Consider the following 25878-nt stretch of genomic DNA (forward strand, 5'->3'; position numbering starts at 1 on the left):
CATCTACATTTTTAAAATGATAAACCTGGATCAGCATTTAAATTCATTTCAGCACGTTGCTGATGCTGATATGCAACATACCCGGCTGCGCCTACCATCGCTCCGTTATCGCCACACAATTTAATTGGAGCCATAATTAATTTCGTGTCGGGATGTCTTTCTTGCATGTCACGCTCAATTCGCTCACGGAGTCCTAGATTAGCTGCCACTCCCCCTGCTAGGACTAACTGCTTTACAGGATAGCGATCCAATGCGCGATCCGTTTTTTCAGCCAAGACATCCACCACACTTTGTTGAAAACTCGCTGCTAAATCTTGTTTATTTAATTCAACGCCTCGTTGTTCAGCGTTATGAACCGTGTTAATGAACGCGCTCTTTAACCCACTAAAACTAAAATCATAGCTTGCATCTTTTTCCATCGCACGAGGAAATTCAAATGTATCATTACCTTCATGAGCCCAAGTGTCGATTGTTTTACCAGCAGGATAATTAACCCCCAACACTCGACCAATTTTATCATAAGCTTCACCAGCAGCATCATCACGCGTTTCACCTAAAATTTCGAATTCATTTTCACTTTTAATATACACTAACTCGGTATGCCCACCAGAAACTAGCAGGGCCATTTGAGGAAACTCGAACTCGCTCACAAAGCGGCCTGCATAGATGTGCCCCGCCATGTGATTGACTGGAATTAATGGTAAATGGTGAGCAAACGCAACTGTCTTAGCAGCTGTCACTCCAATCAACAGAGCCCCAACAAGTCCTGGACCATAAGTTACCGCCACAGCTGTTAAGTCATCATACGTAACCTCTGCCGTTGTCAATGCTTCATCAAGACAGCGCGTAATTTGCTCAATATGATGGCGGCTCGCAACTTCGGGGACGACGCCACCAAACCGTTTATGGCTGTCTATCTGTGTGGCCACAATATTTGAAAGAATTGTTTTGCCATCCTCAACTACCGCAATACTAGTCTCATCACAGCTCGTTTCAAATGCTAAAATTAAATTTCGCGTTGCCATCTTATTCGTTCTCCTTCAGATAATCTAAATCTAACACCATGTTATACGCATCTTCGTGGTCGCCAAAATAATAACCCTTCTTAACATTTTTAACTAAGAATCCCATTCTTTTATATAATCGCTGGGCAGCTGTATTGCTAACCCGAACTTCTAGACTCATCTTATCCATGTCAAGCAGTGCAGCTTTTCGGATTAACTTGCGAATTAAGTAACGGCCAATACCGCGATTTTGGTATGCAGGAGTCACAGCAATATTCGTAATATGTGCCTCATCTTTTAATCGGTCAAATGAACAACCTGCAAAGCCAAGCAATTGATCATTTTTACGGACAACTAAATACAGACGATCTCTTTGTCGTCTGATTTCTTGAATAAATGCACTTTCATTCCATGGTGTCGCATCATATACTTGCTGCTCCACTTGTAATATTTCTGGCACATCAGTTACTTGTGCGCGAGCCAAAAAATAGTCCGCACCATCAATTGATACGACTGCATTTTTTAACTCTATTGTGGTAGCTATTTCTTCACGGCGCCGCTGTTGTCGGCCAGCTTTAAGCCATTGTTTAAACTTCTCGAACATAAGACTGTTTTGATTCTCCCGGATGCAATTTTTGCCATTGAGCTTCAGCTTCAGTAACTCTTAGGTAATTTGGTATGAATTTATCAATATCTACCACAGGTGTTTCTTGATTACCTAATAATGCTAATTGATAGGCAGATGGCACCGTTGCGCTTGCTGGTGCAATTTTAAATTTAGAACTATCGAATGGTTCTAGTTGTGATTTAAAAACATCAGTAATATTGCCAACTAAAACCACATTTTCAGCTTTTTGCTTTAATGCAATCAATAATTCTTCAAATGAAACATGCTGTTCTGGCATTACATTATTTAATCTATTATTTTCATATTTAAATCCACCGGCAAATACATTCCCTCGTCGAGCATCAAAAAATGGCACGACTAGCAGGTCAGGATTTATTGTTGCAACGTTGGCAGCAATCAATGCCAAGCTAGAAATACCCACCATTTCAATTTTTAAGGTTGCTGCTAATGTTTTTGCTGTTGTTACCGCAATCCGAATTCCAGTATATGATCCTGGGCCTTTTGCCACCACAATTCGATCAAGCTGTTCTGGCTGCCAGCTAGCACCAGCCATCAACTTTTCAATAACTGGCATTAAGTAAACACTGTGGTTTTTAGCCAAGTTAAGGGTTGTTTCAGCAATCAACTGATCATCTTCAACTAATGCAACACTTAGTGGATGATTGGAAGTATCCATTGCTAAAATTTTCATGTCATCCATCCCCTCGTAATTAATCTTACCTATCTTACCACAAAAGTATGAACTGAGCTGCTTAGATATCGTAGGATAAACTAAAAAAGCAAAGCCATATTGCTGACCTTGCTACTAAATTTATTATTTACGATCATCATACCCATTTGGATGGGTTGAATGCCACTGCCAAGCAGTCTTGATAATATCGTGAACGTCATCAAACTGTGGTTTCCAGCCTAAAATATTACGGGCTTTATCACTAGCAGCTACTAATGAATCTGGATCTCCAGGCCGGCGTGGTGCTAACTTGGCCGGAATTGGCTTACCAGTTACCTCCCGAGCTGCTTCTAACATCTGCTTATTTGAAAAGCCAGTTGATGAACCTAAATTGAAAGCTTGACTATCATTTCCCTTGGCTAAGTACTCAAGCGCTAAAATATGTGCATCGGCCAAGTCCATTACATGAACATAATCGCGGACATTCGTGCCATCCGGAGTATCATAGTCATCTCCAAAAATACTTAATTCGTTACGTTCACCTTGCGCAACTTGTAAAATAATTGGCACTAAATGCGTTTCGGGACCATGATCTTCACCAATCGAACCATCGGGCTTTGCACCAGCGACATTAAAGTAGCGTAAAGCAACAAACTTGATGCCGTAAGCTACATCGGTCCAGTGCATGATTTTTTCCATCAACAATTTACTTTCACCGTATGGATTAATTGGTAATTGTGGATCAGTTTCTTTAATTGGAATTGATGTTGGAATGCCATAAGTAGCAGCAGTTGATGAGAATACAATTCGTTTAACATTATGATCGCGCATAACTTCCAATAACGTAATCATGCCACCGGTATTATTATCAAAATACTTTAATGGTTTCTCCATTGATTCCGGAACAACCGAAAATGCGGCAAAATGAACCACTGCTTCAATTGATTCTGCATCAAAAACGCTGTCTAGGAACTTTCGGTCACGAACGTCACCTTCATAAAACTTAGCCTTTGGATCGATAGCCCCTTTATGTCCAGTTGATAAATTATCAACTACTACCACACTTTGACCACGTTCAATCAGGCGTGCAACCATATGTGAACCAATATATCCTGCGCCACCAGCTACTAAAATTGACATTGTATCCCTCCAAATAATTTCAAGATTTAGGTTAAGTTTACCACAAAAAAACAATTTACGGCCGGTCAATCCACCAGCAATTCGCTTGTGTTGTCAAGACATCATCCACTATTATTTCATGTTTAGTCATTAATTGACCATTGTATTCATCTTGTTTTGGTGCGGTGGCTAAACTGTTGACCATTTGACCGTAACGAACCTCATGAGAATACTTAATGTTCATTTTCTTTAACATATGTGTTTTTAAAAAATCGGCTCCTAACACATCCAACATCCAGTCAAAGTAATGAGCGTTATTGACATGCCGGTTAGAATCAATATCAAAATAACGGACCCGGTATTGGTTAGTCGTGCTTTTTTCATCATCAGCGATTGCAACCGGATTTTTAATCCGCGGAATCCGTTTTACCTCAGTTGAATGATACGGATCAATAATTGCTGCCGGAATCTTAGCCATTTTCCGAGACGCAAACTCCATAAAGACAAACATTCCCGTAATATGAGCGTATTCGTGCCCGCTTTCATCGCGAACCCAAAACTCCCGAAAAGCAAAGTAACGATTATACGAAGTTGCCCGCGTACCAAGAAAAACTGTTTCATCGATTTTGGGCAAATCCGTAATGTTAATTTCATAGTTAGTAATGACCCAACCACCACCATTGGCATTAACCACTTGCGTCCCAATTTTTAGTGCATCACTTTGTTGTTCTGACACTAACACAATCATATTAATTAACATTCCTGGCGTCACAACACCAGCTGGATCACACTCATAATATGTAATCTGATGCTTAATTTCAAATTCATTCGGTGCTAACTTCACTAAAATTCACTTCCTAAAGTTGATGATACTGTTTGTATACTTCTTGACGATTTAAATTTCGCTGTTTGGCCACTTGTTTGATCGCCACATTAGGTGAAAGCCCATCATCAATCAGCCGGTCAATTTGTTGGTTAACAGGCGTCGTTTCAGCGGAATCACTTACCTTGGCTGGATTATGATTTCCTGCTAATAAAATGACAAACTCACCTCTCACATTTACCGTAGCAGCCCAATCCAACATTTCAGCCAATGATCCTCGAATAAATTCTTCATGTTTTTTAGTTAGCTCACGCGCTAAAACGCCTTGGCGTTGTTCACCAAAAATGTTCACCATATTAGTTAATGTTTTTTTTAGACGGTGAGGAGCCTCATAAAAAATTAAGGTTTCCGGACGGGCGACTAACTGCTCTAATTCCTGCTCTTGTTGCCCATTTTTTCTACCAAGAAAACCGTAAAAATAGAATGGCTGTGGTAGTAACCCGGAAGCAATTAATCCGGTTAGTCCAGCATTAGCACCTGGCAATGGCACCACTGCAATTTGGTGAGCAACACACATTGCTACCAATTCCTGACCAGGATCGGAAATAGAAGGCATCCCCGCATCACTAACCTGAGCAATCATCATTCCATTTTCTAATTTTTCTATCAACTGTGGTAATCTTTCGCCCGTATTATGTTCATGAAAACTAATTTGTTTTGTTTCAATTTCAAAATGATTCAATAATTTTTGCGTATTACGCGTATCTTCGGCAGCAATCAAATCAACATCTTTGAGTGTTTGCACGGCTCGAAACGTCATATCTTGTAAGTTACCAATTGGCGTTGGCACTAAGTACAATACGCCCTTTGTTTGTTTGCCAAAACTTTGTTGTGTTTGCACCATTTGTACCCCCACTATTATTTTTGATGACGACCGAAAATTGCATCTAAACAAAATGTACATGATTCATTGCGGTCCAATCGCTTACCGTAATATTCATTACAAACATGAAATCCTTGTTCGTACAACTTTTGTAAATTTTGCCGGGGAGTCGATAGTTCACTAGGATCACTTTGATCTTTGGCTTTATCAATTATTTGGTGTAAATGTTCATTTTCAATCGAAAGTTCGGCGTTTTCTTCTAAAATTTCAGTCATTTTAATTTGAAGTTGTTCCATATTTTCCAACAGATCTTTAGTTTGCTTAGTTACTTGAGCAAACCGATCATAAATTTCACTTTTGTCTAAGCTCTCATTCACTTAGTTCACCCGCCCTTCTTTCAACTGGTTAACAATCTGAATCGTTAATTGTTCAACAATATTTTGAAAACTAATATTTTGATCCAATAGTTTTCTGGTTACCAATGTTAATTGGGCCACTGTGGTTATTTTTCGATTACTGTATCGTTCTACTGTTTGATTTATCGCCTGCATCACGGATTGATAACTAATTTTGATTGTTGCCGTAGTTTGATTGGCTACAAACATTGTATCTCGCCAAATCAACATAATCATGGTAAGCAGCATTTGTTGATGCTCCCGATTAGTAGCTAACTTCATAATATCAGTTTGAACCAGCACAAACGCGCGCATATCTCCCTGACTCACTGATTGATACCATTGTTCAATTGCTGTCTTAGCATTAATCAACCAGTCATCTTGCATTAGCTCATTCACGTCCGTTACAGAACTAGTTAAATTAGAGGCTAACACCTGAACTGCTGTGGGAATCCCCTGTTGTTGCAATAATGTCGTGAATGCAGCTGCATTCAGTGGGGGTAAGTCAATAACTTGAGTACGAGACTGAATTGTTGGTAGAATGGCACTTTTATTTGTCGTTAATAGAAATGCAACAAAATCACCGCTCGGTTCTTCCAAAAACTTTAACAAACTGTTAGCAGCGCTGACTGTCATTTTATCGGCATCCCGGATGATAAAAATCTTCTTTGAACCTTCCACTGCACTTTTAGAAAATTCTGCCTTCAAATATCTTACTTGATCAACTTTAATTTGCCGACCGTCCGGTTCAATCAGCAAAACATCGGGATGTAATTGCTCGCTAATTCGATGGCACTCTTCACAGGTCCCATCTGGCTGGCCATCTTTAACATGTAAACAAAAAAGACGCATTGCAACCCACTGCGCCAATTGTGTTTTGCCTACGCCTGATGGACCCACTAATAAGTAGGCGTGTGCCAATTCGTCATGCTCAATTGCTAGCCCAAATTGGTGCACTAATTGTGGTTGATTTTTATTAATGGTTTCAAGAATAGTTTGCATTATACCCACACTTTAAAATTGATGGAATTGCTCAATTGGTAAAACAAAAACAGTTGCTCCACCAACCTGAACTTCAACTGGATATGATGCAGATGCATCCATTGAAACATCCATGTTAACTTGTGGTGTCATAAACTGGCCGCGCGCATGAGATGTTTTTTTGATCAATGCTAGTACTTCTTCTACACGTTCATCTTCAATTCCAACCAAAAAAGTTGTGTTGCCGGAACGTAGAAAACCGCCAGTAGAAGATAATTTGGTAGCTCTGACGTTGGCTTCAATAAATTCGTTACTTAAAACATTACTATCTTTATCTTGCACAATGGCAATAATCATTTTCATCATCATCACTCCTAACGGATAAATTAAAATAAATCAGGATACTTTTGGGTTATTGCTTTTTGAACTGCCAGCACAACTTTTTCAAATGGCTGACTAGCATCAATCAACTTAATTCGATCCGGATACTGGTTAAAAAGTTCTAAATAAGCTGCCCGAACCCGCTTGTGAAACGCTAATTGCTCCACATCCAACCGATTAATTTCGTTTTGCCGATGTTGCTTAATTCGCTTGATGCCCTCCTCAGGCTCAATATCCAAATAAATTGTTAAATCTGGTTCTAACCCAGCTGTAGCAAATTGGTTCATTTGCCACACTGCTTTAGTTCCAATCTCACGTCCGGCGCCCTGATAGGCAATTGAGCTATCAACATAGCGATCACTCAGCACAACTTTATCATCCTCTAATGCTGGAATGATCTGCTCCACCAAATGTTGCCGTCGTGCTGCAGCATATAATAACGCCTCTGTTCGCGCATCCATCTTAGTATTAGCACGATCAAGGATAATTCGTCGAATTGATTCAGAAATGGGGTTACCACCTGGTTCACGCGTTAATATCAGTTGTGAACCTAGTTGTTTTTCTAACTTAGTACCAATTTTTTTTAAGACACTTGTTTTACCAGCACCATCCGGTCCTTCAAACGAAATAAATTTTCCTGCCAAAGTTATCTACCCCAATTTTCGACTTATCGCTATTTTTCTACAATATTCGGCTGCATTTGTCCGTGTACCTGCCGTCTGCGAGCCTCACGGTAAAGGTACAAATACTTTTGTTCTTGCAGCTTAGTTTGCATTGCCAACTCGTTATTTGTTTCACTCTCGTAGACTGCCGCCTGTGTTTCTTTAGCGTGATCCCAGCTGGCCTTAGCCGCATAAATCAATTGTAACAGTTGTTGATCATATTGTTGTTTTAATTTTCCGGTTCGTTTCTTAAACACTGGTTACTTCTCCTACTAAGAATGTCAATTTCTTAATTAACTTACTTAATTGAATTGGCATGCTCTAAATTTCAGTTCGGCCCTCAACAGCTTTAAACAACGTCATTTCATCCGCATAATCAATATCTGCTCCAACAGACAAGCCGTGCGCCAGTCGTGTCACTTTAATTCCTGCGGGCTTAATTAAACGTGATAAATACATTGCCGTTGCTTCTCCTTCAGAAGATGCGTTCGTGGCTACAATAACCTCTTTAACGTCATCGTGTTGTTGTAGTCTAGTTAATAGTGAAGCGATGTTGATATCTTCTGGACCAGTTCCTTCAATTGGTGATAACACGCCATGAAGGACATGGTACAAGCCATGATATTCTTTCATCTTTTCCATTGACATAATATCTTTGGATTCTTCTACTACTAGGATTGTACTTTGATCCCGTGATTTATCTTTACAAATAATACAAGGATCTTCTTCTGTAATATTGCCACAAATACTGCAAAAGTGCAGATCTCGCTTAGCAGCAATTAACGCCTTCGCAAAATTAGTCACATCGTCATTTTCCATACTGATCGTATAAAATGCTAACCGAGTGGCTGTTTTACTACCAATTCCTGGCAATTTCATATAGCTTTCAATCAGTTGTGCGATTGGTTCAGGATACTGCATTCAAACAACCTTCTTCTACATGCCTGGCATGCCTTTACTGTATTTACCCATTGTCTTTTGGGTGGCGTCGTCAACTTTCTGAAGCCCATCATTGATTGCTGCTAAAACTAAATCTTGTAGCATATCAACATCATCTGGATCAACAGCTTCCGCATTAATCTTAATATCTTTTAATTTTTTATCACCAGTAAACGTAGTTGTCACCATGTTATCAGGTGCGCTACCAGTAAATTCTTGACTGTTTAACTCTTCTTGTTCAGCCATCATTTGCTTTTGCATTTTTTGTGCTTGTTTCATCATTTGCTGCATATTTCCCATTCCACGCATCATTTTAATCTTCCACCTTTTTTAATCATTTTTGACTTCGACAATGTCTTCGCCAAATAACTTATGAGCCTCAGTTATCATTTTATCATCATTTTCTTGATTAGCTGGTTCTTTTGTTTCATCACTTTTAACACTGTCATCTTCGTCTTCACCATCAATCTGTGTCTCGGTGTGCGTAACAGCATGTTGACTAATGAAATTCTGCCTAATTGTTGGCCACTGATCACTAGGTACATAGACAATTGATCGGGCCTCACCAACTAATTTTTTGAGATCGTTTTCCATATCAGTTTCCAAGGTAGCGTCCGTCGCTGCTTTTTGGTATAAAAAGCTGTACTCAAAAGCCACAATTACTCCTTGTGGACTGGCCGCCACTGGCTTTGATACATGCAATAATGATCTTTGAGGCACCGAAAGCATGTTTAACATATCACCCCAAATATCACGTAATTTAACCAAATCCTCTTTCGTTGCAGCCTCTAAAATTGGATAAACTTTGCTCAGATTAATCTTCATATTTTGTGTTGAACTAGATACTTTTTTACTAGTTGGCTTTGATTCTTGCGTAGGCGCCTGTGCTACTGGACGTTGCTGCAATTGTGTAATCTCTTGTTGTAGTTTAGTGATGTTATCTTGTAATTGCTCAATTTGGAAATTAGCACTAGTATCAGTAGCTGCTTTTGGACTCGTTGCACTGATCTGCGCTAGTTTAACCGTTAGGACTTCTAAATAAACATCTGGATGAGTAGTAAAACGCATTTCTTGCTGAATATCATTTAATTGGTCAATCATCTGATACAAAACACTACCATCAATTTTAGTGGCCAATGCTTGATAATCTTCCTCAGACAATCCTGTACTCTCAACATTAATTAAGCTTGGTGCCTCTTGATACAGCAATAAATCACGAACAAATGAAATTAAATCTTCAATAAAACGTTGACCATCTTTGCCTGCTCCTAGAATTGATTGCATCGTTTCTAAGGCAGGGCCACTTTGATGATCGCTAACCTGCTGTAAATATTGATGTAATAATTGTTTAGTCACGCTACCAGTAACCAGTAGTGCATTATCCAAATCAATTTTGTTATCACTAAACGAGAGGGCCTGGTCTAGGATACTAAGTGCATCTCGCATTCCACCTTCTGCAGCACGAGCAATCACCCATAGGGCCTGTTCATCATATTCAGCTTGCTTTTGATCAAGGATAAATTTCATCCTAGCAAAACTTTCATCAGCAGATATTCGGCGAAAATCAAATCGTTGTGTTCGCGAAATGATCGTTAATGGAATTTTATGCGGTTCCGTCGTTGCCAAAATAAAAACTACATTAGCTGGCGGTTCCTCTAATGTCTTTAATAAGGCATTAAATGCTCCAGTTGAAAGCATATGTACTTCGTCAATAATATATACTTTATAATCAGCTTGAGTAGGTGCATATTTGACCTTATCTCTGATATCACGGATTTCCTCGACACCGTTATTGGAAGCAGCATCAATTTCAATTACATCATTTAGTTGACCATTAGTAATGGCTTGACATGTGTCACATTCATTACATGGCTCACCATCTTTAAGGTGGTGACAGTTAATTGCCTTGGCAAAAATTTTAGCCGCAGATGTTTTTCCAGTTCCACGTGGCCCTGTAAACAAATAAGCATGACTAGTTTGTTTGGTAATGAGTGCATTTTTGAGTGTGGTGGTAACAACCTGTTGTCCCACAATTTCATCAAACCGTTGTGGTCGCCATACACGATATAATGCTTGGTAGCTCATGTGTTTGCTTCCTTTCCAATAATGTCTTGATAAATATTATACTAGGTCTGCCGTCAATGACAAGTAGTGCCATTTGCTCTTCAAACCATATTTTTTGATAATACATAAAAGGGACCAAGACAAAAACATATTTTGTCCCGATCCCACTTGATTTCTAATAACTTAAGGCACAAGACACCTCTAACTTAGTGCTGCTTCCTTCCGGACCTGACACGATTCGTAAGCGCACCCTTGCCCTAAGGCCTTTCGGCAATTAATATCATACTATAATGACTGTAAAAATGCTAGTCACTTGCTTACAATTTTTTCTTGTGGGCTGCCGCAAGTACTTCACGTTTATTTTGTTTGGCCCGCTTTCGCACTGCCCTAAAAAAGTTTTTTAATAGTTGACTCGATTCTGATGCCATTAATCCACTTTCTACATTAACTTGATGATTCAATCGCTGATCATCAAACAAATGATACAGACTTGCTACTGCTCCCGCTTTAGGATCATCCGCGCCATAAATAACAGTTGGAATACGCGCATTTAAAATTGCGCCACTGCACATAATACAAGGTTCCAAGGTAACAAATAACTGGCAATCTTCAAGCCGCCAGCTATGTTTACTTGCACATGCTTCACTAATGGCCAACATTTCCGCATGGTACGTTACATCTTGAAACTTTTCCCTCATATTATGACCGCGCCCAATGACTTGTCCATTTGACACGATTACGGCCCCAATTGGAACTTCACCAATCACCCGTGCCTGATCAGCTTCATCTAATGCTAGTTGCATAAATTGATTTTTTTGCTCAGTTGTCAATATCATTAAGAACACCTTGTTTTGAACTACGTAAAATATAATAGCCTTTATTGCGTTCAACTATTTCGCAATTACCAAAAGTTTCATTCATTAATTTTTTTGCAGACGGCGCCCCTTGCTTCTTTTGCAAAACAACCCATAGTTCACCATCTGGAACTAAATAATCTTTAGCAGTTGCAATGAAGTTATCAACTACTTTTTTTCCAGCTCGAACAGGTGGATTAGTTAAAATGGCAGCGTACTTGTCGACCACATTTTCATAGCCGTCTGAGGTAAAAATATTAACATTTTCAATTTGGTTTAACTGTGCATTTTCCCTTGCAAGTGACAGCGCCAATTCATTGACGTCAACCATATCCACTGTTCGCTGCGCAGCGATGGTCTTAGCTAACGCTAACCCAATTGGTCCATAGCCACAACCAAGATCCAATAAATTGCCAACTGGTAAATCTTCTGTCGTAAAACTTTCAATTAAAGTTCGACTACCAAAATCTACCGCATGCTTTGAAAAAACACCATTATCAGTCATGAATCGCATTTCTTGATCTCTTAAAACAAATTGCCATTCTTTTTTATCATGTAAAACATCTGGATTTTGTGTATAATAGTGATTGTTCATTTATTCGATCTCCAATTTTAGAATATGTTCATCATATCGTATTATCGTCATAAAAAAAATAGTTTCGTTTGTTAAATACAAAATGTTGCCACACCACAATATGTGGTGTAACTTTTAAAAAGTGCCACAATATGTGGTACTTTTTTTATTGCTTTTTTTGTTTCGCGCTGTATACTAGTAGTTAATCAGATTAACAAAACTATTGATACGAAGGTGATTTTATGGGTAAAGTAACAGTATTTTCAAAGAATAATTGCGTTCAGTGCAAGATGACAAAGCGTTTCCTAACAGAACACAATGTTAACTTTGTGGAGCACAACATTGATGAGCAGCCAGAATACATAGATCGTTTGAAACAAGAAGGATTTATGGCAACACCTGTCGTAAAACTGGGTAATGGACAATCTTTCTCAGGTTTTCGTCCAGATGTATTAAAGCAATTGGCTATCTAGTTTATTGATCAAGTTAACAATGATCAAAGGCAGGTCAATCTAATTGGCCTGCCTTTTACGTTATCGCAGAAAGTGAGTGGATTGAAAGTGTCTCTTAAAAATTTAGGTAATGTCACGTACTACAATTTAAACAATGAAATTAATATCCCGGTTGATAATCAAATTCCATTGAATAAAGACCAGGAAGCACTAGCAGCTTTTATTAAAGAAAATGTAATTCCAAATACCAAACAATTTGTATCACTTCGTGAACGCTTTGATTTTTTATTAGATAACGATTACATTGAACGACCATTTATTGAAAAGTATGATTTTGCTTTTATTGAAAAGCTCTATGACTATTTAAAAGAACAAGACTTTCACTTCAAATCATTTATGGCTGCATACAAATTCTATGCCCAATATGCTTTAAAGACAGATGACAATGAATACTACCTAGAAAACTTTATTGATCGAGCAGCTTTAAACGCTCTTTATTTTGCTGATGGTAATGAGCAGTTAGCATTGGATCTGGCTGATGAAATTATCCATCAACGTTATCAACCAGCTACTCCTTCATTTTTAAATGCCGGCCGCAAACGCCGTGGTGAACTAGTTTCATGTTTCCTAATTCAAACTACTGATAATATGAATACGATTGGTCGCACAATCAATTCGGCCCTACAGTTATCAAGAATCGGTGGTGGTGTGGGAATTAACCTCAGTAACTTACGTGGTGCCGGTGATCCAATCAAAGGGATTGAAGGTGCTGCAAGCGGTGTGGTTCCAGTCATGAAGTTATTAGAGGACAGTTTTTCATACTCTAACCAACTTGGTCAACGACAAGGTGCCGGAGTTGTCTATTTGAGTGTCTTTCACCCAGATATTATTCAATTCTTAGCTGCTAAAAAAGAAAATGCGGATGAAAAAATTCGACTAAAAACATTATCATTGGCTGTAACAGTTCCCGATAAGTTCTATGAACTAACTGAAGATAATAAAGATATGTATCTATTTAGCCCCTATGACGTCGAACGCGAATATGGAACCCCATTCTCCTACGTTGACATTACTAAAGAGTATGACAACATGGTAGCCAATGATAACATCAAAAAGACAAAAATTAATGCTCGTGAATTAGAAGACGAAATCAGTAAATTACAGCAGGAATCTGGTTATCCTTACGTTATCAATATCGACACTGCTAATCGTGACAATCCAATTGATGGTAAAATCGTCATGAGTAACTTGTGCTCTGAAATAATGCAGGTTCAAACCCCATCCGTCGTTAATAATGAACAAAAATATGATAAAATGGGTATTGATGTAAGTTGTAATCTTGGCTCAACCAACATTGTTAATCTCATGGCCGCACCTGATTTTGGTCATTCTGTTGAAGCTATGGTTCGCGCCTTAACATTTGTTACTGACAATTCAAATATTAATGTTGTTCCGACAATCCAACATGGTAATGACTTAGCTCATTCTATTGGTTTAGGCGCCATGGGCTTGCACAGTTACTTTGCTAAAAACCACATGGATTACGGTTCTCCAGCATCAGTTGAATTTACTGGCGTTTATTTCATGTTGTTAAATTATTGGACGTTGAAAGCTTCTAATGAAATTGCTCGTGAACGCAAGACCACTTTCCATAACTTCGAGAAAAGTGACTATGCTAATGGTTCATACTTCGATAAATACGTTGAACAAGATTTTGGACCACAATCAGATGAAGTTAAACAACTATTTGATGGTATTTTTATTCCTTCTACGAAAGACTGGGCTGAATTAAAGGCTGCCGTACAAAAAGATGGTTTGTATCATCAGAATCGACTTGCCGTTGCTCCTAATGGATCCATTTCATATATTAACGACACAACTTCAAGTTTGCATCCAATCATCAACAAGATTGAAGAACGTCAAGAAAAGAAAATTGGTAAGATCTACTATCCAGCTCCATACCTTTCCAATGACACAATGCCATATTACAAATCGGCATATGATATCGACATGCGTAAGGTAATCAATATTTACGCTGCTGCGCAAGAACATGTTGACCAATCATTGAGTTTAACTTTATTCATGCGTTCTACAATTGCAACTGGAACTTATGAATGGAAAAATGGTCGCACGGATAAAATGACCACTCGAGATCTTAACATCTTACGGCATTACGCTTACAACAAGGGAATTAAATCAATTTATTACATCAGAACTTTCACGGATGATCAAGACGAAATTGGTGCTAATCAATGTGAAAGCTGTGTAATCTAGTTCAATAGATTATTAAGGAGAGAAACATGGCAAAAAATTATAAAGCAATTAACTGGAACCAAGTCTCAGATGCAATTGATAAAGCAACCTGGGAAAAACTAACCGAACAATTTTGGTTAGATACACGAATCCCAGTTTCTAACGACCTTGGTGACTGGAGAACATTGGACTCTGATCATCAATGGTTAGTGGGCCATGTTTTTGGCGGGTTAACTCTGTTAGATACAGTTCAATCCGAACAAGGAATGGCTGCCTTACGTAAAAATGTTGTCACACAACATGAAACCGCCGTTTTAAACAACATCCAATTCATGGAATCAGTTCACGCCAAAAGTTATTCGACTATTTTTTCAACGTTAAACACACCTGAAGAAATTGATGAAATCTTTACTTGGTCTGATTCTGAAGAATTTTTGCAAAACAAGGCGGTTCGGATTGCTGGGATGTACATGGATGATTCAGTCGATCCGCTTAAGAAAAAAGTTGCCAACGTTTTCTTAGAGACATTCCTTTTCTATTCTGGTTTCTTTACCCCACTGTATTACCTAGGACACAACAAACTCAATAACGTGGCTGAAATCATTAAATTGATTCTCCGCGATGAATCCGTCCATGGAACTTACATTGGTTATAAATTTCAAATAGGACTTAAGCAATTAAGCGAGAAAAAGCAGCAAGACATGAAAGATTGGATGTATAACTTTCTATACGAGTTGTACGACAATGAAGAAAAATATACCCACTTATTGTATGATCAAGTAGGTTGGACAGAAGAAGTTCTGACTTTCATTCGTTACAATGCTAATAAGGCACTGATGAATTTGGGACAAGACCCACTCTTCCCGGACAGTGCAGCAGACGTTAATCCAATCGTTATGAATGGTATTTCAACATCAACTGCTAACCATGACTTCTTCTCACAAGTTGGTAATGGTTATCGTCTGGGTGAGGTTGAAGCAATGGAACCGGGCGATTACAATATTAAAGATCCTAACGAAAAATAAATTTTAAAAAAGAATTCGGATAAAATCGAATTCTTTTTTGTTTATTCATATAGTATGACAACACTAAAAAAGGGATAATGCAATTTAGCATTATCCCTTTTTATAGATATTAAATTACTTAAGAGTAACAACTGCGCCGACTTCTTCAAGTTTTGCCTTGATGTCGTTAGCTTCGTCTTCTTTAGCATCTTCCTTAACAACTGATGGTACGTTGTCAACAAGACCCTTAGCATCCTTAAGGCCTAAACCAGTGATGTCGCGGATAGCCTTAATAGCTTTAACCTTTTGGTCACCTGATTCAGTCAATTCAACTGTATATGAGTCCTTTGCTGCAGCAGCATCGCCACCAGCAGCACCGGCAGCAGCAACTGGAGCTGCAGCAGATACGTCAAATTCTTCTTCGATTGCTTTAACTAGATCACTAAGATCTGAAATTGATGCTTCTTTTAATGAAGCAATGATTGAGTCTTTATCAAAAGCCATGTTTTGTTCCTCCGAATTTTTAAATTAATAGTGTTTTTACATTATGCGGCGTCTTCGCCTTTTTCAATGACTGCATTAATTGCGTAAGCCACATTACGAACTGGAGCTTGCAATACAGATGCCAACATTGACAACAAGTCTTCACGACTTGGTAAGGTAGCAAATTCATTGATCTTATCAATTGTAGCAACTTCTTTTTCAAGAATACCACCCTTGATTTCAAGTGCATCAATTTCATCAGCGTACTTTTTCAATACTTTAGCAGGTGCAATTGCATCTTCATTAGAAAATGCTACAGCACTTGGTCCAGTAAAGACTTCCTTCAAGTCTGAATAACCAGCTTCATCAGCTGCCCGAGTCAAAACTTTATTCTTGATGACAGACATTGATACACCTGCATCACGAAGATCTTTACGTAGATTAGTAACCTGTTCAACTGTTAAACCACGGTAATCAACCACAACGGCTGAAACGGCATTTTTAAATAGATCTGCTGTTTCGGAAACAAGTTGTGCTTTTTTTGCAATAGCTGTTTCACTCATTAGATATTCACCTCCCAAATTTTAAATTAGTTAGGATTTTTTGTTAAAAAAATCCCTATGTCCACCAAGACATAGAGAAAGAATTTTAATTCCTCGGCAGGTATGATTGAGGCTTGCGCCACCTGAGTCTTAGGTGAAATATTCACTTGAACTAAATCAGTATACCAACCTGACGAGAAAAGTCAAGCCTAGAATGAAGCTACATCAACGTTAACACTTGGTCCAAAAGTTGAAGCAACTGATACATGCGTTACATATGTTCCACGAACAGATGCAGGACGTGCTTTAACAATTACTTCTTGAATTGTCTTCAAGTTTTCAACTAACTTAGCAGCATCAAATGATACCTTACCAACTGGTACATGAACGTTACCGTCTCGATCAGTCCGGTAAGTAACCTTACCAGCTTTTGATTCAGAAACAGCTTTTGTAACATCCATTGTAACTGTACCAGTCTTAGGGTTTGGCATTAAACCTTTAGGTCCTAAAACTCGACCTAAACGACCAACTTGGGCCATCATATCAGGAGTTGCAATTGCGACATCAAAGTCTAACCAACCGTCTTGAATCCGGCCAACTAAATCATCGTCACCAACGACATCAGCACCAGCTGCTTGCGCATCCTTAGCCTTGTCACCTTTAGCAAAGACAACAACTGTTTGTTCTTTACCAGTACCGTTAGGTAAAACAACGGCACCTCGTAATTGTTGGTCTGCTTGCTTTGTATCTACATTTAAATTGAATGCAACTTCAACGGTTGCATCAAATTTTGCGAAATCAATATCTTTTACCAAGCTAACGGCGTCTTCAATTGTGTATAGCTTATCACTATCAACTTTCTTTACGGCGTCTTGGTATTTTTTACCTCGTTTTTGAGCCATCTGTGTTTTCCTCCTTGCAAATGTGGTCGAACGGAGTTACCTCCCACTTGGCACATTCATTTTAGTGAAGTGCCCGTCCTGCTACGTTTAGTCTAGCCTTCGACTGTGAAGCCCATACTGCGTGCAGTACCTTCAATCATGCGCATAGCTGATTCTACATTAGCTGCGTTTAGATCTTGCATTTTAGTTTTAGCGATTTCTTCCACTTGTGCTTTTGTAACCTTAGCAACCTTTTTCGTGTTAGGTTCGCCAGAACCGTGTTCAACACCAGCGGCTTTCTTTAACAATATTGAAGCAGGTGGGGTCTTAGTGATGAAATCGAATGAACGATCTTCATAAACACTAATTACAACTGGAATTAACATTCCTGCTTGATCAGCAGTCCGTGCATTAAATTCCTTTGTGAAACCCATAATATTAATTCCTGCTTGACCTAGCGCTGGTCCAACTGGTGGAGCCGGCGTTGCCTTACCGGCAGGAATTTGTAACTTAACAACATTAGCTACTTTTTTTGCCACGAGACATAACCTCCTTAAGTCCGTGTTGTGGTAATGATGGAGCCTTAGATTTGCTCCTCCCACGCATATGCCAATGACATACCAGAAAATTATAGCATAAAAAAAGTGTGAGAACAATATCTCACACGAATTTATTAACATCTAGCCTAGCTTATCAACTTGGTCAAAATCAAGTTCTGTTGCCGTTTCACGACCAAACATTTCAATATTAACTTTTAGCTTCATTTTTTCTTTATCAATTTCAGTGATCTTACCGGTTAAATCGGCAAACGCACCTTCAACAATTTTAACTGTCTCACCAACCTCAACATCCAACTCTTGATGCCGAGCACTCATTCCTAGACGACGTAATACTAATTCAACTTCATCCGGCAGCAATGGTGTTGGTTTTGATCCACCACCGTGAGAGCCAACGAATCCAGTAACTCCGGGAGTATTTCGCACAATGTACCAAGCCTGATCAGTCATTACCATTTCAACTAATACATAGCCTGGGAATGTTTTTTCAACAGTTTCTTTGGCCTTACCATCTTTTACCTGGCGGACCTCTTGTTCAGGAACCACGATCCGGAAAATAAAATCTTCCATTCCCATTGATTGAGCTCGTGACTCCAGATTACTTTTAACTCGGTTTTCGTATCCCGAATATGTATGTAACACATACCATTGTTTTTCCACTGATTCTACCACGATTAAAATCTCCTAAATCATTAACTGACATTTTTTACCAAACAAAAAAACTTCGCACCACACGAAGTTCTAACAAGACTGAGTATATCAAATTTTTACTCTTTTGACCATGCTATTTTGTAAATATTAGCAATCCGGACTGAATTAACCAATCAAACAGCGCGAAAAACAGAATAAAGAAGATAGTCAAAGATAAAACAATTGTAGTGTCTCGGCGATTCTCACTTGCAGTTGGCCACACTACCAATTTCATTTCATGACCAACACTTTTAAAAAATCGAAATAAATGCATGAATAATCCTCCTATAGATTATCGGGTTTCACGATGTAAGGTATATTTTTTACAATGCTTACAAAATTTTTTTACTTCTAGGCGTTCTTGGCGGTTAGGGTTAGCCGCAATAATATAATTACGTGAGCCACAAACCGAACAAGCAAGTGCAACCTTCCTTTGTGCCACCATTAACACCCCCATAAGTTCATTAATAATAGCATGTAATCTCTTTTTTTGTCAAATTATGAAAACGAAATGCTCGTTTTACTTATCAGTGTATAACAACCTAATTTAAGTAGTTATCACTGTATAAACATTATAAAATCCCTGACTAAATACGTTTTTACGTTCATATTATATTGTGAACAATTTGCTTTTCTGATAGAATGTAAGCGAATTGCAAATTGCTTTTGGCTATTATTCATAATTATCCGTTAAATAAGAATTTCTTGGGGGAACTGAAATGAAAAAAAGATTTTTAACATTAATTGCTGCGACAATTTTATGTTTTGGTATTATCATTCCAAGTGTTGGCTCTGTGAGTGCATTAGCTACTGATAATACTGCAGCTACTACGACAAGCCAACAACTAGATCCGGCTAATTTAGCTGATGGTAAATATACAATTAATGCACCATTAATGAAGGAAGGAAAAAATACTGCCTCGCTAGCACAGAGTTATTTTGATAAAAAAGCAGACTTATTAGTTAAAGACGGCAAATACAGTCTCACCTTGCACCTCGTTAAAAATAAAAGCATGGTTTCTGATGTAACTACAGTCGCTGACAATAAACCTGCGACAGTCACCAGTACCGGCGATCAGTCGGAAGACTTAACTTTCGATATTGCTAATTTAACAAATGCAACTACCTTATCACTGGCAATTAGCATTATTCCAACGATGAAAATGTCACAAAAAATGGATGTTAAACCCGATGTATCTACATTAGCATTGGTTCAAGCCACTTCATCAAGTTCTGAGCAATCGTCAACCGCTAGCGAAGTCGAATCAGCTAGCTCTGCATCTAGTAGTGCTACGTCTGAAAACAATGCATCTGCTACAACTACTCAGCCAGTAACCGATGAAACCACTGCAGATGAAACGACAGTGACTCCTCCTACTAACGAAGAAACAAACACAGCAACGCCAGCTTTACCTATTGATCCCATCACACCAACGAATCCCACGACAACTCCTGATGATACAATCGGTGCATCTGACACGGATACTACCCTAACTCAAGCCCCATTGTTTGATCCAGCTAATTTAAGTGATGGCACTTATCAGGTTCCCGTTAGTGTTTTAAAAACAGGGACCGAGACGGTATCAGCGTCCGCCAGCTACTTTAGCGACAATGCTACTGTTGTAGTATCAGATAATGCCGCCAAAGTTAGTGTGACACTTCATGTTATCAAAAACGCTAGCATGATTACTGCATTTTCAATCCGTGATAATGTCGCCACAATCTCAAATAAAACTAACAGTAGCGAAGATTTAACTTTTGCGGTGGATGATCAATTTATTGGGTCAACCGTCACAGCAAATATGGCAATTACCATCCCCGGTTTTAATAAAACAATGAATGAGGCGGCTGACCTTCAATTTGCTAGTGCCCTCTATGTTGCTCCAACTGATAACACAAATAACAGTAACACCACTGGGACAAATAATGAAAGCAATGTACCAACTAATGTCGGCGATTTGCCAACTTTTGATCCAAATAACTTAAAAGACGGCCAATACAAAATTGATGCTTCCATTCTAAAGTCAGATTCCGATGATGCTTCGCTTTCAGCGAGTTTCTTTGATCCATACGCTACTGTGAACGTATCAAATGATACCAAGACAGTCACAGTTACTCTGCATGTTATCAAGAACGCTTCAACTATTGAAAAATTTTCACTTGATGGACAAGAAGCTCAGGTAACTAATCAGACTACTGATAGTGAAGATCTAACATTTACTGTTGATGATACATTTAAAGATGCAATTATGAATGCCTCCATGACAATTAAAGTACCAGTACTGAATACAGAAATGACCCAACAAGCACGGGTAAAGTTTGGAACTGCCCTATTTGTTGGTAAAACTACTGATGATAATTCTTCTAGTACACAAACACCAACAGACAATCCTGATGCTACTCCTAAACAAGATACTGACTATGACGTTAATAATCCAAAAGATGGTAACTACACAATTCAAGCACCAATCATGAGCGCTTCAGATAGCAGTCTCAAGACATCTTCAGCTGCCCAAAAATTTATTTCAAAAACAGCAACTATCATCGTTTCGAATAATGGAGCCAAAGTTCAGCTTTTACTACACATAACTTCAGGTGCAAACTACATTAAACAAATGAGTATTGCCGGTCAAAGCGGTAAGATGATTAACCAAAGTGGTGATACTGCCGATTTAATCTTCAATATTTCTAATGAAACTCTATTGGGTATCGGCAAGGTTGAATTTAATCTAGTTACACCACTAGGTTCAATGAACGAACCTGCTTATATCATTTTCAATCTAAGTAATAAATCATTAGGTACTTACAAAAATCAAGTGTTGGCAAATACGAATGCTGGTAGCAATGTTGAAAAACAATCTCAACACAACATTATTGATCCCAACAAAGACGTCCAATACGTTCCTTACAAAGTGTTGGATAGTTCTAAAACTAGTCTATCAACTGCCAATAATTACTACACTAAATCAGCTAAAGTAGTTAAATCTGGTAGCGGCTATGATGTCTATCTAACCGTAAAGGAAACTGCTGGAATGGTTCAATTTGCACCATTATCAATCAATAACGGTGGCATCTTGAACCAAAGTCATACCACAACTGGTGGTCAAGATGTTTGGTCGTATGCTTTCCATGTTGCAAATGCTGATGGGTTAGATAATCTAATCCCAGCTCAAATTATGATGTCCGTTCCAATTGCTCAAATAACCAACCAACACTTCAATATTTGGTTGTCGTTTGGTAAAGCGCAAGCAGGCGGAATTGACTATCTAAATAGCGATAGCACCAATGCATTACCGGCATCTACTTTAGCTCTTGTAAATAGTAATAATAACTCTCCAACGTTGTTAGCCAATACACCAAACAATCATAAAAAATCGACAGCTAATAACGAAAGCACTAAGAATTCCAATAGTGAAAATGATAAACTAGCATCACTCAAGCAATACCCATTAATTGCTGAAATTGTCGGTTTTAGTGCTCTTGCATTAGGAATTATTGGTTTCACATTTTATAAGAAATATCGGGGATAAGAGAGAGGTTTAATTATGAAGCGCAATTTTTTTAAGTTTATTTTGGGAATACTATTAACCATTGGGATTTTAATTTTACCAAGCAGAGTTTCTGCTGACTCCATTAACTATCAGTGTTTAAAATATGGCACTTCACAGCAATCAATTGCGTCAGGGTACTATGTTAAGCCAGCCCAGATAACTACTAATGGTGACCAGTATCTGGTGACTATGACCATTCAAACGGGGGCAAAGCTCGGCGATTGGCCCGTAACCGTACTTAGTATTAATGGTAGTGGCCCCGCTAATGTTAGTAAAACAAAAAATGGTGATAACTATGATTACACATATTCTTTTCAGACTAACAATCTAAATCGTATCATTAATAGTTCTATTTCCATTAACGTTCCAAATGTTTATACAGCTAAACACGATATCAGTTTTAATTTTGATACAAGCAATCTACCTTCGCTTACTAAAACAAGTAACAACGCTGATAGCCAAAATGCAAATAGTACCTCTAACAACAGTGAATCGGCCACTAGTGATTCACCATCAACCAAAAAAAATCAGACGAAAACTAAAACAACAAACCACAATCAACAGCAAAATAAACAAATTGCGGCACTTAACAAGAAAAACAAACAAACTCAAACTGCTATTATTGTTGGTGGAATTGCAGTAATTGTAATTTTAAGCGTGGCAGCATACTTCTTTATCAAACGTAAATAAGCCAGGTGAAAGAAAATGAATTCAGCACGTAAAATTTTATTTAGTGTCTTGGCTTTTATACTCATAATAGTGATAATCATTGTTGGCGTAGTCGGCTTTAATCGATCACACTCCCGTCAAGAAACTAAGCCAAGGATTGTTGCTACTACGGTTGCCGTCGTTCAAATTGCCGACAAATTAGACTTACCTTTAGTTGGTGTTCCAAAGACACAAAATCAACTACCAGCTAGATACAAAAATGTTGCCAAAGTTGGTAGTCCAATGTCGCCTAACGTTGAAAAAATTGCCTCACTTAAACCTACTGTAGTTTACTCCGTTAGTGTTTTAAAAGATCAGTATGATGCTGCATTTAAAAAACAAAAGTTTAATACTAAATACTTAACACTAGATACCATATCTGATTTAAAAACCGTGCTAAAGTCGATGGGAAAACAGTATCAACGACAAAACCAGGCTGCTAAACAAATTCAAATCATCGATAAAACAATCAAAACTGTCCAGGCACGTGAATCTGTCAATAAACCCAAAGTATTAGTTCTGATGGGTATGCCCGGTGCAGGTTATATGATTGCGACCAATCACTCATATGTGGGAAATTTAGTTCAATTAGCAGGTGGTCAAAACGTCTATACTGATTCTAAACAGCCATATCTGGCGCCAGAAAACGAGTCATTGGCAAGTAAAAACCCAGATGTTATCTTGCGTTTGGAACACGCCATGCCTGAAGTAGTCAAGCCACAATTTGATCAGGAGTTCAAAACAAATTCTATTTGGCCGCAAATGACTGCGGTTAAAGAAAATCGAGTGTATGATCTTCAACAACCTGATTTCAATGCCACAGCTAATATGCATGTTAAACAAGCTTTAACAAAAATTAGCTATTGGCTCTATCCTAGTAAATAAGGAAGCATTTAAATGAACAAACATCCCGCTTGGGCATATTCAATTACAGGATTAATGCTGTTAATCACAATTATCATTGCTCTTTTTGTTGGTGCCAGTAGTTTTTCATTTTCAACTGGCATTCACGCACTAACTAGTGGTCAACCGGCAACCGTCCTCAATACATTGTTAACAATTCGTTTATCTAGAATTGTTGCCGCTCTGATTAGTGGCGCACTGCTTTCCGTTGCAGGCGCCCTTTTTCAGTCCGCATTACGCAATCCAATCGCTGACCCCAGCATCTTGGGGATTTCGGCTGGTGCGGACCTATTCATGCTGTTAGGCGGTATTTTGTTACCGTCCTTGTTCTTAACTAAGTTAATTTTTGCATTAATTGGGGGATTACTTGCATTCACCGCTTTAATTGTCTTTCAAACAAAAGTAAATACTTATCGATTGGTTTTAATTGGCATTGCTATCAATGCTATTTTAGTTAGCATTAAACAAGTCTTCACCCCATCAACTGGATCATCATCCGCAGTCTCACTAACAACAACTACATGGGCTACGACCTCTATCCTCCTAATTTTAGGAATCATCGCACTCATGGTTGCACTACTCGTTGCCCCGCTATCAAACTACTTAAAAATTGGTGATCAGCAGTTACAAACCCTTGGACTTGCCGTCAATAAAATTAAGACGGGACTATTACTGTTGGGTGTCTGCTTAACTTGCTTTGTCACGGCTAATGTAGGAATATTACCATTTCTAGGCATTATTGTCCCTCATCTCAGTCGCTCAATAGTGGGTAATGATTATCGTCAGGTTATTCCATTTTCCATCATCGCTGGTGCGCTGATAATGTTGATAGCAGATACCATCGGACGAACAGTTGTTGTGCCCGCAGAAATACCTGCTGCGGCATTATTAACTATTGTTGGTGGTCCTTACTTAATCTATATTTTGACACGTAAAGGAGCTTACCATGAAAATTAATGACATCTCCTTCTCATACCAAGCAAACCATCAAAATATTATTGATCACCTATCCTACGAGATTAAACCAAACTCAATCACCGCGTTTGTGGGACCAAACGGTTCTGGTAAAACTACTTTGTTACGTATCCTGGCTCGTGAATTAGTTCCTAGCAATGGAAATGTTATCTTGTCAAACCAATCAATAGACTCATACTCAGCAAAAGAATATGCCCAAAAAGTAGCAATTGTTCATCAACACAACCCATTGTATGAAGATATTTCAGTAATTGATTTAGTTCGATTTGGCCAGACTCCATACGGATCCATCTTTAATTCTGCAGATGACAAGACAATTCTACCAATCTTAGAATATTTTGAACTGGCATCACTACAAAATCGATCCATGCTATCTTTATCAGGTGGTCAACAACAACGTGTTTGGTTAGCAATGGCGCTAGCTCAACAACCGGAATATCTACTGCTTGATGAGCCGACAACTTATTTAGATTTACACTTTCAAGATAGCTTGATGAAACTGATTAAACAATTAAATAGTGACTTTAAAATTAGTATCGTCATGATTCTACATGACTTAAACCAAGCACTTCATTTCAGCCAACAAGCCGTCATTATGAACCATGGTAAAATTGTTGACTCTGGTGATCCAGCTGTTGTGCTCACTGCCGAAACTTTAAAGCATGTTTTTCAAATTAATGCTGATGTAATTGACATCGACCATGGAAAATTTATCTTACAGCTTCCCTAAGTTAAACGCGCAAAAAGTCGCAGAAGTCTAGGCACAACTACAAAATTCCCCATGTGATTCACAATTCGAATCACATTTTCTCCTATTTTTTACTTGTTGAAACGCGCAAAAAGTCGCAGAAGTCTAGGCACAACTACAAAATTCCCCATGTGATTCACAGTTCGAATCACAT

Annotated in this window: 31 protein-coding genes, 1 other RNA gene and 1 other annotated feature; of the genes, 8 read left to right on the plus strand and 24 right to left on the minus strand. The window is 38.4% G+C overall.

Features of this window, described 5'->3' with window-relative positions:
• Positions 1-11: 11 nt before the first annotated feature.
• From tsaD to FFM51_RS01825, 17 genes are all read right to left on the minus strand, one after another.
• The gene (tsaD, locus tag FFM51_RS01745) at positions 12-1025 is read right to left on the minus strand and encodes a tRNA (adenosine(37)-N6)-threonylcarbamoyltransferase complex transferase subunit TsaD (protein ID WP_137596949.1); all 1014 of its coding nucleotides are present in this window, start codon (positions 1023-1025) and stop codon (positions 12-14) included.
• Between the two features lies 1 nt (position 1026).
• Positions 1027-1608: a ribosomal protein S18-alanine N-acetyltransferase gene (gene rimI, locus FFM51_RS01750; RefSeq protein WP_137596950.1), complete on the minus strand. Its 582-nt coding sequence runs from the start codon at positions 1606-1608 to the stop codon at positions 1027-1029.
• Positions 1592-2323, minus strand: coding sequence for a tRNA (adenosine(37)-N6)-threonylcarbamoyltransferase complex dimerization subunit type 1 TsaB (tsaB, locus tag FFM51_RS01755; RefSeq protein WP_137596951.1), 732 nt, complete (start codon positions 2321-2323; stop codon positions 1592-1594). Before tsaB ends, rimI begins: the two co-directional genes overlap by 17 nt.
• Positions 2324-2446: 123 nt before the next feature.
• Positions 2447-3442, minus strand: coding sequence for a UDP-glucose 4-epimerase GalE (gene galE, locus FFM51_RS01760; RefSeq protein ID WP_137596952.1), 996 nt, complete (start codon positions 3440-3442; stop codon positions 2447-2449).
• A 55-nt stretch (positions 3443-3497) separates the two neighbouring features.
• On the minus strand, positions 3498-4265 hold the full coding sequence (locus tag FFM51_RS01765; RefSeq protein WP_170999543.1) for an acyl-[acyl-carrier-protein] thioesterase: 768 nt from the start codon (positions 4263-4265) through the stop codon (positions 3498-3500).
• 13 nt (positions 4266-4278) lie between these two features.
• A complete protein-coding gene (rsmI, locus tag FFM51_RS01770; RefSeq protein ID WP_414691948.1) occupies positions 4279-5145 on the minus strand; it encodes a 16S rRNA (cytidine(1402)-2'-O)-methyltransferase in 867 nt (288 codons plus the stop codon).
• Positions 5146-5162: 17 nt separating this feature from the next.
• Positions 5163-5504, minus strand: a complete 342-nt coding sequence (locus FFM51_RS01775) for a DNA replication initiation control protein YabA (protein WP_137596955.1) — start codon at positions 5502-5504, stop codon at positions 5163-5165.
• Positions 5505-6524, minus strand: coding sequence for a DNA polymerase III subunit delta' (gene holB, locus FFM51_RS01780; RefSeq protein ID WP_137596956.1), 1020 nt, complete (start codon positions 6522-6524; stop codon positions 5505-5507).
• Between the two features lie 12 nt (positions 6525-6536).
• Positions 6537-6866, minus strand: a complete 330-nt coding sequence (locus FFM51_RS01785) for a cyclic-di-AMP receptor (protein ID WP_041094298.1) — start codon at positions 6864-6866, stop codon at positions 6537-6539.
• 23 nt (positions 6867-6889) lie between these two features.
• Positions 6890-7528: a dTMP kinase gene (gene tmk, locus FFM51_RS01790; protein ID WP_137596957.1), complete on the minus strand. Its 639-nt coding sequence runs from the start codon at positions 7526-7528 to the stop codon at positions 6890-6892.
• 29 nt (positions 7529-7557) lie between these two features.
• Entirely contained in the window at positions 7558-7803 is a 246-nt protein-coding gene (locus tag FFM51_RS01795) for a YaaL family protein (RefSeq protein ID WP_137596958.1), read from the minus strand.
• A 64-nt stretch (positions 7804-7867) separates the two neighbouring features.
• Entirely contained in the window at positions 7868-8467 is a 600-nt protein-coding gene (recR, locus tag FFM51_RS01800) for a recombination mediator RecR (RefSeq protein ID WP_137596959.1), read from the minus strand.
• Between the two features lie 15 nt (positions 8468-8482).
• Positions 8483-8797, minus strand: coding sequence for a YbaB/EbfC family nucleoid-associated protein (locus tag FFM51_RS01805; protein ID WP_137596960.1), 315 nt, complete (start codon positions 8795-8797; stop codon positions 8483-8485).
• An 18-nt stretch (positions 8798-8815) separates the two neighbouring features.
• Positions 8816-10570, minus strand: coding sequence for a DNA polymerase III subunit gamma/tau (dnaX, locus tag FFM51_RS01810; protein ID WP_137596961.1), 1755 nt, complete (start codon positions 10568-10570; stop codon positions 8816-8818).
• Between the two features lie 156 nt (positions 10571-10726).
• Positions 10727-10813, minus strand: an RNA gene (gene ffs / locus FFM51_RS01815) — signal recognition particle sRNA small type.
• Between the two features lie 53 nt (positions 10814-10866).
• Complete coding sequence (tadA, locus tag FFM51_RS01820; RefSeq protein ID WP_137596962.1) at positions 10867-11385, minus strand: tRNA adenosine(34) deaminase TadA; 519 nt, start codon at positions 11383-11385, stop codon at positions 10867-10869.
• Complete coding sequence (locus FFM51_RS01825) at positions 11369-11998, minus strand: class I SAM-dependent methyltransferase (protein ID WP_137596963.1); 630 nt, start codon at positions 11996-11998, stop codon at positions 11369-11371. The genes tadA and FFM51_RS01825 overlap by 17 nt, the downstream gene beginning before the upstream one ends.
• A 221-nt stretch (positions 11999-12219) precedes the next feature.
• Between FFM51_RS01825 and nrdH the strand changes: the two genes are divergently transcribed.
• The 3 genes from nrdH to nrdF all read left to right on the plus strand — a co-directional run bounded on the left by nrdH (position 12220) and on the right by nrdF (position 15707).
• Positions 12220-12450 (plus strand): glutaredoxin-like protein NrdH, encoded by a 231-nt coding sequence (gene nrdH / locus FFM51_RS01830; protein ID WP_137596964.1) that lies wholly within the window; start codon positions 12220-12222, stop codon positions 12448-12450.
• A gap of 87 nt (positions 12451-12537) precedes the next feature.
• Positions 12538-14703 (plus strand): class 1b ribonucleoside-diphosphate reductase subunit alpha, encoded by a 2166-nt coding sequence (nrdE, locus tag FFM51_RS01835; protein ID WP_137596965.1) that lies wholly within the window; start codon positions 12538-12540, stop codon positions 14701-14703.
• 26 nt (positions 14704-14729) lie between these two features.
• Entirely contained in the window at positions 14730-15707 is a 978-nt protein-coding gene (gene nrdF / locus FFM51_RS01840; protein WP_137596966.1) for a class 1b ribonucleoside-diphosphate reductase subunit beta, read from the plus strand.
• A gap of 114 nt (positions 15708-15821) precedes the next feature.
• On the opposite strand, the gene rplL is transcribed toward nrdF, so the two are convergent.
• The 7 genes from rplL to rpmG form a co-directional block, all read right to left on the minus strand.
• Positions 15822-16190 carry a 50S ribosomal protein L7/L12 gene (gene rplL / locus FFM51_RS01845; RefSeq protein ID WP_137596967.1) on the minus strand — a complete coding sequence of 123 codons (369 nt, stop codon included), beginning with the start codon at positions 16188-16190 and terminating at the stop codon, positions 15822-15824.
• A gap of 41 nt (positions 16191-16231) precedes the next feature.
• Positions 16232-16732, minus strand: coding sequence for a 50S ribosomal protein L10 (rplJ, locus tag FFM51_RS01850; RefSeq protein ID WP_137596968.1), 501 nt, complete (start codon positions 16730-16732; stop codon positions 16232-16234).
• Positions 16733-16769: 37 nt separating this feature from the next.
• Positions 16770-16884, minus strand: a sequence feature (ribosomal protein L10 leader region).
• Between the two features lie 36 nt (positions 16885-16920).
• A complete protein-coding gene (gene rplA / locus FFM51_RS01855; protein ID WP_137596969.1) occupies positions 16921-17613 on the minus strand; it encodes a 50S ribosomal protein L1 in 693 nt (230 codons plus the stop codon).
• Between the two features lie 92 nt (positions 17614-17705).
• Entirely contained in the window at positions 17706-18131 is a 426-nt protein-coding gene (rplK, locus tag FFM51_RS01860; RefSeq protein ID WP_137596970.1) for a 50S ribosomal protein L11, read from the minus strand.
• 141 nt (positions 18132-18272) lie between these two features.
• Complete coding sequence (gene nusG, locus FFM51_RS01865) at positions 18273-18821, minus strand: transcription termination/antitermination protein NusG (RefSeq protein ID WP_137596971.1); 549 nt, start codon at positions 18819-18821, stop codon at positions 18273-18275.
• 112 nt (positions 18822-18933) lie between these two features.
• Entirely contained in the window at positions 18934-19113 is a 180-nt protein-coding gene (gene secE, locus FFM51_RS01870) for a preprotein translocase subunit SecE (protein WP_137596972.1), read from the minus strand.
• Between the two features lie 18 nt (positions 19114-19131).
• Positions 19132-19281, minus strand: coding sequence for a 50S ribosomal protein L33 (rpmG, locus tag FFM51_RS01875; RefSeq protein WP_137597104.1), 150 nt, complete (start codon positions 19279-19281; stop codon positions 19132-19134).
• A gap of 277 nt (positions 19282-19558) precedes the next feature.
• On the opposite strand from rpmG, the gene FFM51_RS01880 reads away from it, so the two are divergent.
• From FFM51_RS01880 to FFM51_RS01900, 5 genes are read left to right on the plus strand one after another with little or no spacing between them, the layout of a single operon-like run.
• Positions 19559-22369 carry an NEAT domain-containing protein gene (locus FFM51_RS01880; RefSeq protein ID WP_137596973.1) on the plus strand — a complete coding sequence of 937 codons (2811 nt, stop codon included), beginning with the start codon at positions 19559-19561 and terminating at the stop codon, positions 22367-22369.
• Between the two features lie 15 nt (positions 22370-22384).
• Positions 22385-23080 carry an NEAT domain-containing protein gene (locus tag FFM51_RS01885; RefSeq protein ID WP_137596974.1) on the plus strand — a complete coding sequence of 232 codons (696 nt, stop codon included), beginning with the start codon at positions 22385-22387 and terminating at the stop codon, positions 23078-23080.
• Positions 23081-23095: 15 nt separating this feature from the next.
• A complete protein-coding gene (isdE, locus tag FFM51_RS01890; RefSeq protein WP_137596975.1) occupies positions 23096-23983 on the plus strand; it encodes a heme ABC transporter substrate-binding protein IsdE in 888 nt (295 codons plus the stop codon).
• 12 nt (positions 23984-23995) lie between these two features.
• Positions 23996-24958 (plus strand): FecCD family ABC transporter permease, encoded by a 963-nt coding sequence (locus FFM51_RS01895; protein ID WP_137596976.1) that lies wholly within the window; start codon positions 23996-23998, stop codon positions 24956-24958.
• Positions 24948-25706, plus strand: coding sequence for an ABC transporter ATP-binding protein (locus FFM51_RS01900; protein ID WP_137596977.1), 759 nt, complete (start codon positions 24948-24950; stop codon positions 25704-25706). Before FFM51_RS01895 ends, FFM51_RS01900 begins: the two co-directional genes overlap by 11 nt.
• Positions 25707-25878: the final 172 nt, after the last annotated feature.

The sequence above is a fragment of the Paucilactobacillus kaifaensis genome (assembly GCF_005405145.1).
Taxonomy (GTDB): Bacteria; Bacillota; Bacilli; order Lactobacillales; family Lactobacillaceae; genus Paucilactobacillus; species Paucilactobacillus kaifaensis.

Bases quoted from the DNA above. Each gene is read 5' to 3' on its own strand.
- rplA (WP_137596969.1), bottom strand. From the start codon at position 17,613: ATGGCTCAAAAACGAGGTAAAAAATACCAAGACGCCGTAAAGAAAGTT.
- nrdF (WP_137596966.1), top strand. From the start codon at position 14,730: ATGGCAAAAAATTATAAAGCAATTAACTGGAACCAAGTCTCAGATGCA.
- rimI (WP_137596950.1), bottom strand. From the start codon at position 1,608: ATGTTCGAGAAGTTTAAACAATGGCTTAAAGCTGGCCGACAACAGCGG.
- tsaD (WP_137596949.1), bottom strand. From the start codon at position 1,025: ATGGCAACGCGAAATTTAATTTTAGCATTTGAAACGAGCTGTGATGAG.
- FFM51_RS01880 (WP_137596973.1), top strand. From the start codon at position 19,559: ATGAAAAAAAGATTTTTAACATTAATTGCTGCGACAATTTTATGTTTT.
- nrdH (WP_137596964.1), top strand. From the start codon at position 12,220: ATGGGTAAAGTAACAGTATTTTCAAAGAATAATTGCGTTCAGTGCAAG.
- holB (WP_137596956.1), bottom strand. From the start codon at position 6,524: ATGCAAACTATTCTTGAAACCATTAATAAAAATCAACCACAATTAGTG.
- recR (WP_137596959.1), bottom strand. From the start codon at position 8,467: ATGCAGTATCCTGAACCAATCGCACAACTGATTGAAAGCTATATGAAA.
- FFM51_RS01885 (WP_137596974.1), top strand. From the start codon at position 22,385: ATGAAGCGCAATTTTTTTAAGTTTATTTTGGGAATACTATTAACCATT.
- galE (WP_137596952.1), bottom strand. From the start codon at position 3,442: ATGTCAATTTTAGTAGCTGGTGGCGCAGGATATATTGGTTCACATATG.
- tadA (WP_137596962.1), bottom strand. From the start codon at position 11,385: ATGATATTGACAACTGAGCAAAAAAATCAATTTATGCAACTAGCATTA.
- FFM51_RS01900 (WP_137596977.1), top strand. From the start codon at position 24,948: ATGAAAATTAATGACATCTCCTTCTCATACCAAGCAAACCATCAAAAT.
- secE (WP_137596972.1), bottom strand. From the start codon at position 19,113: ATGCATTTATTTCGATTTTTTAAAAGTGTTGGTCATGAAATGAAATTG.
- tsaB (WP_137596951.1), bottom strand. From the start codon at position 2,323: ATGAAAATTTTAGCAATGGATACTTCCAATCATCCACTAAGTGTTGCA.
- FFM51_RS01785 (WP_041094298.1), bottom strand. From the start codon at position 6,866: ATGAAAATGATTATTGCCATTGTGCAAGATAAAGATAGTAATGTTTTA.
- FFM51_RS01825 (WP_137596963.1), bottom strand. From the start codon at position 11,998: ATGAACAATCACTATTATACACAAAATCCAGATGTTTTACATGATAAA.
- rplL (WP_137596967.1), bottom strand. From the start codon at position 16,190: ATGGCTTTTGATAAAGACTCAATCATTGCTTCATTAAAAGAAGCATCA.
- dnaX (WP_137596961.1), bottom strand. From the start codon at position 10,570: ATGAGCTACCAAGCATTATATCGTGTATGGCGACCACAACGGTTTGAT.
- FFM51_RS01895 (WP_137596976.1), top strand. From the start codon at position 23,996: ATGAACAAACATCCCGCTTGGGCATATTCAATTACAGGATTAATGCTG.
- FFM51_RS01805 (WP_137596960.1), bottom strand. From the start codon at position 8,797: ATGATGCGTGGAATGGGAAATATGCAGCAAATGATGAAACAAGCACAA.
- rplJ (WP_137596968.1), bottom strand. From the start codon at position 16,732: ATGAGTGAAACAGCTATTGCAAAAAAAGCACAACTTGTTTCCGAAACA.
- isdE (WP_137596975.1), top strand. From the start codon at position 23,096: ATGAATTCAGCACGTAAAATTTTATTTAGTGTCTTGGCTTTTATACTC.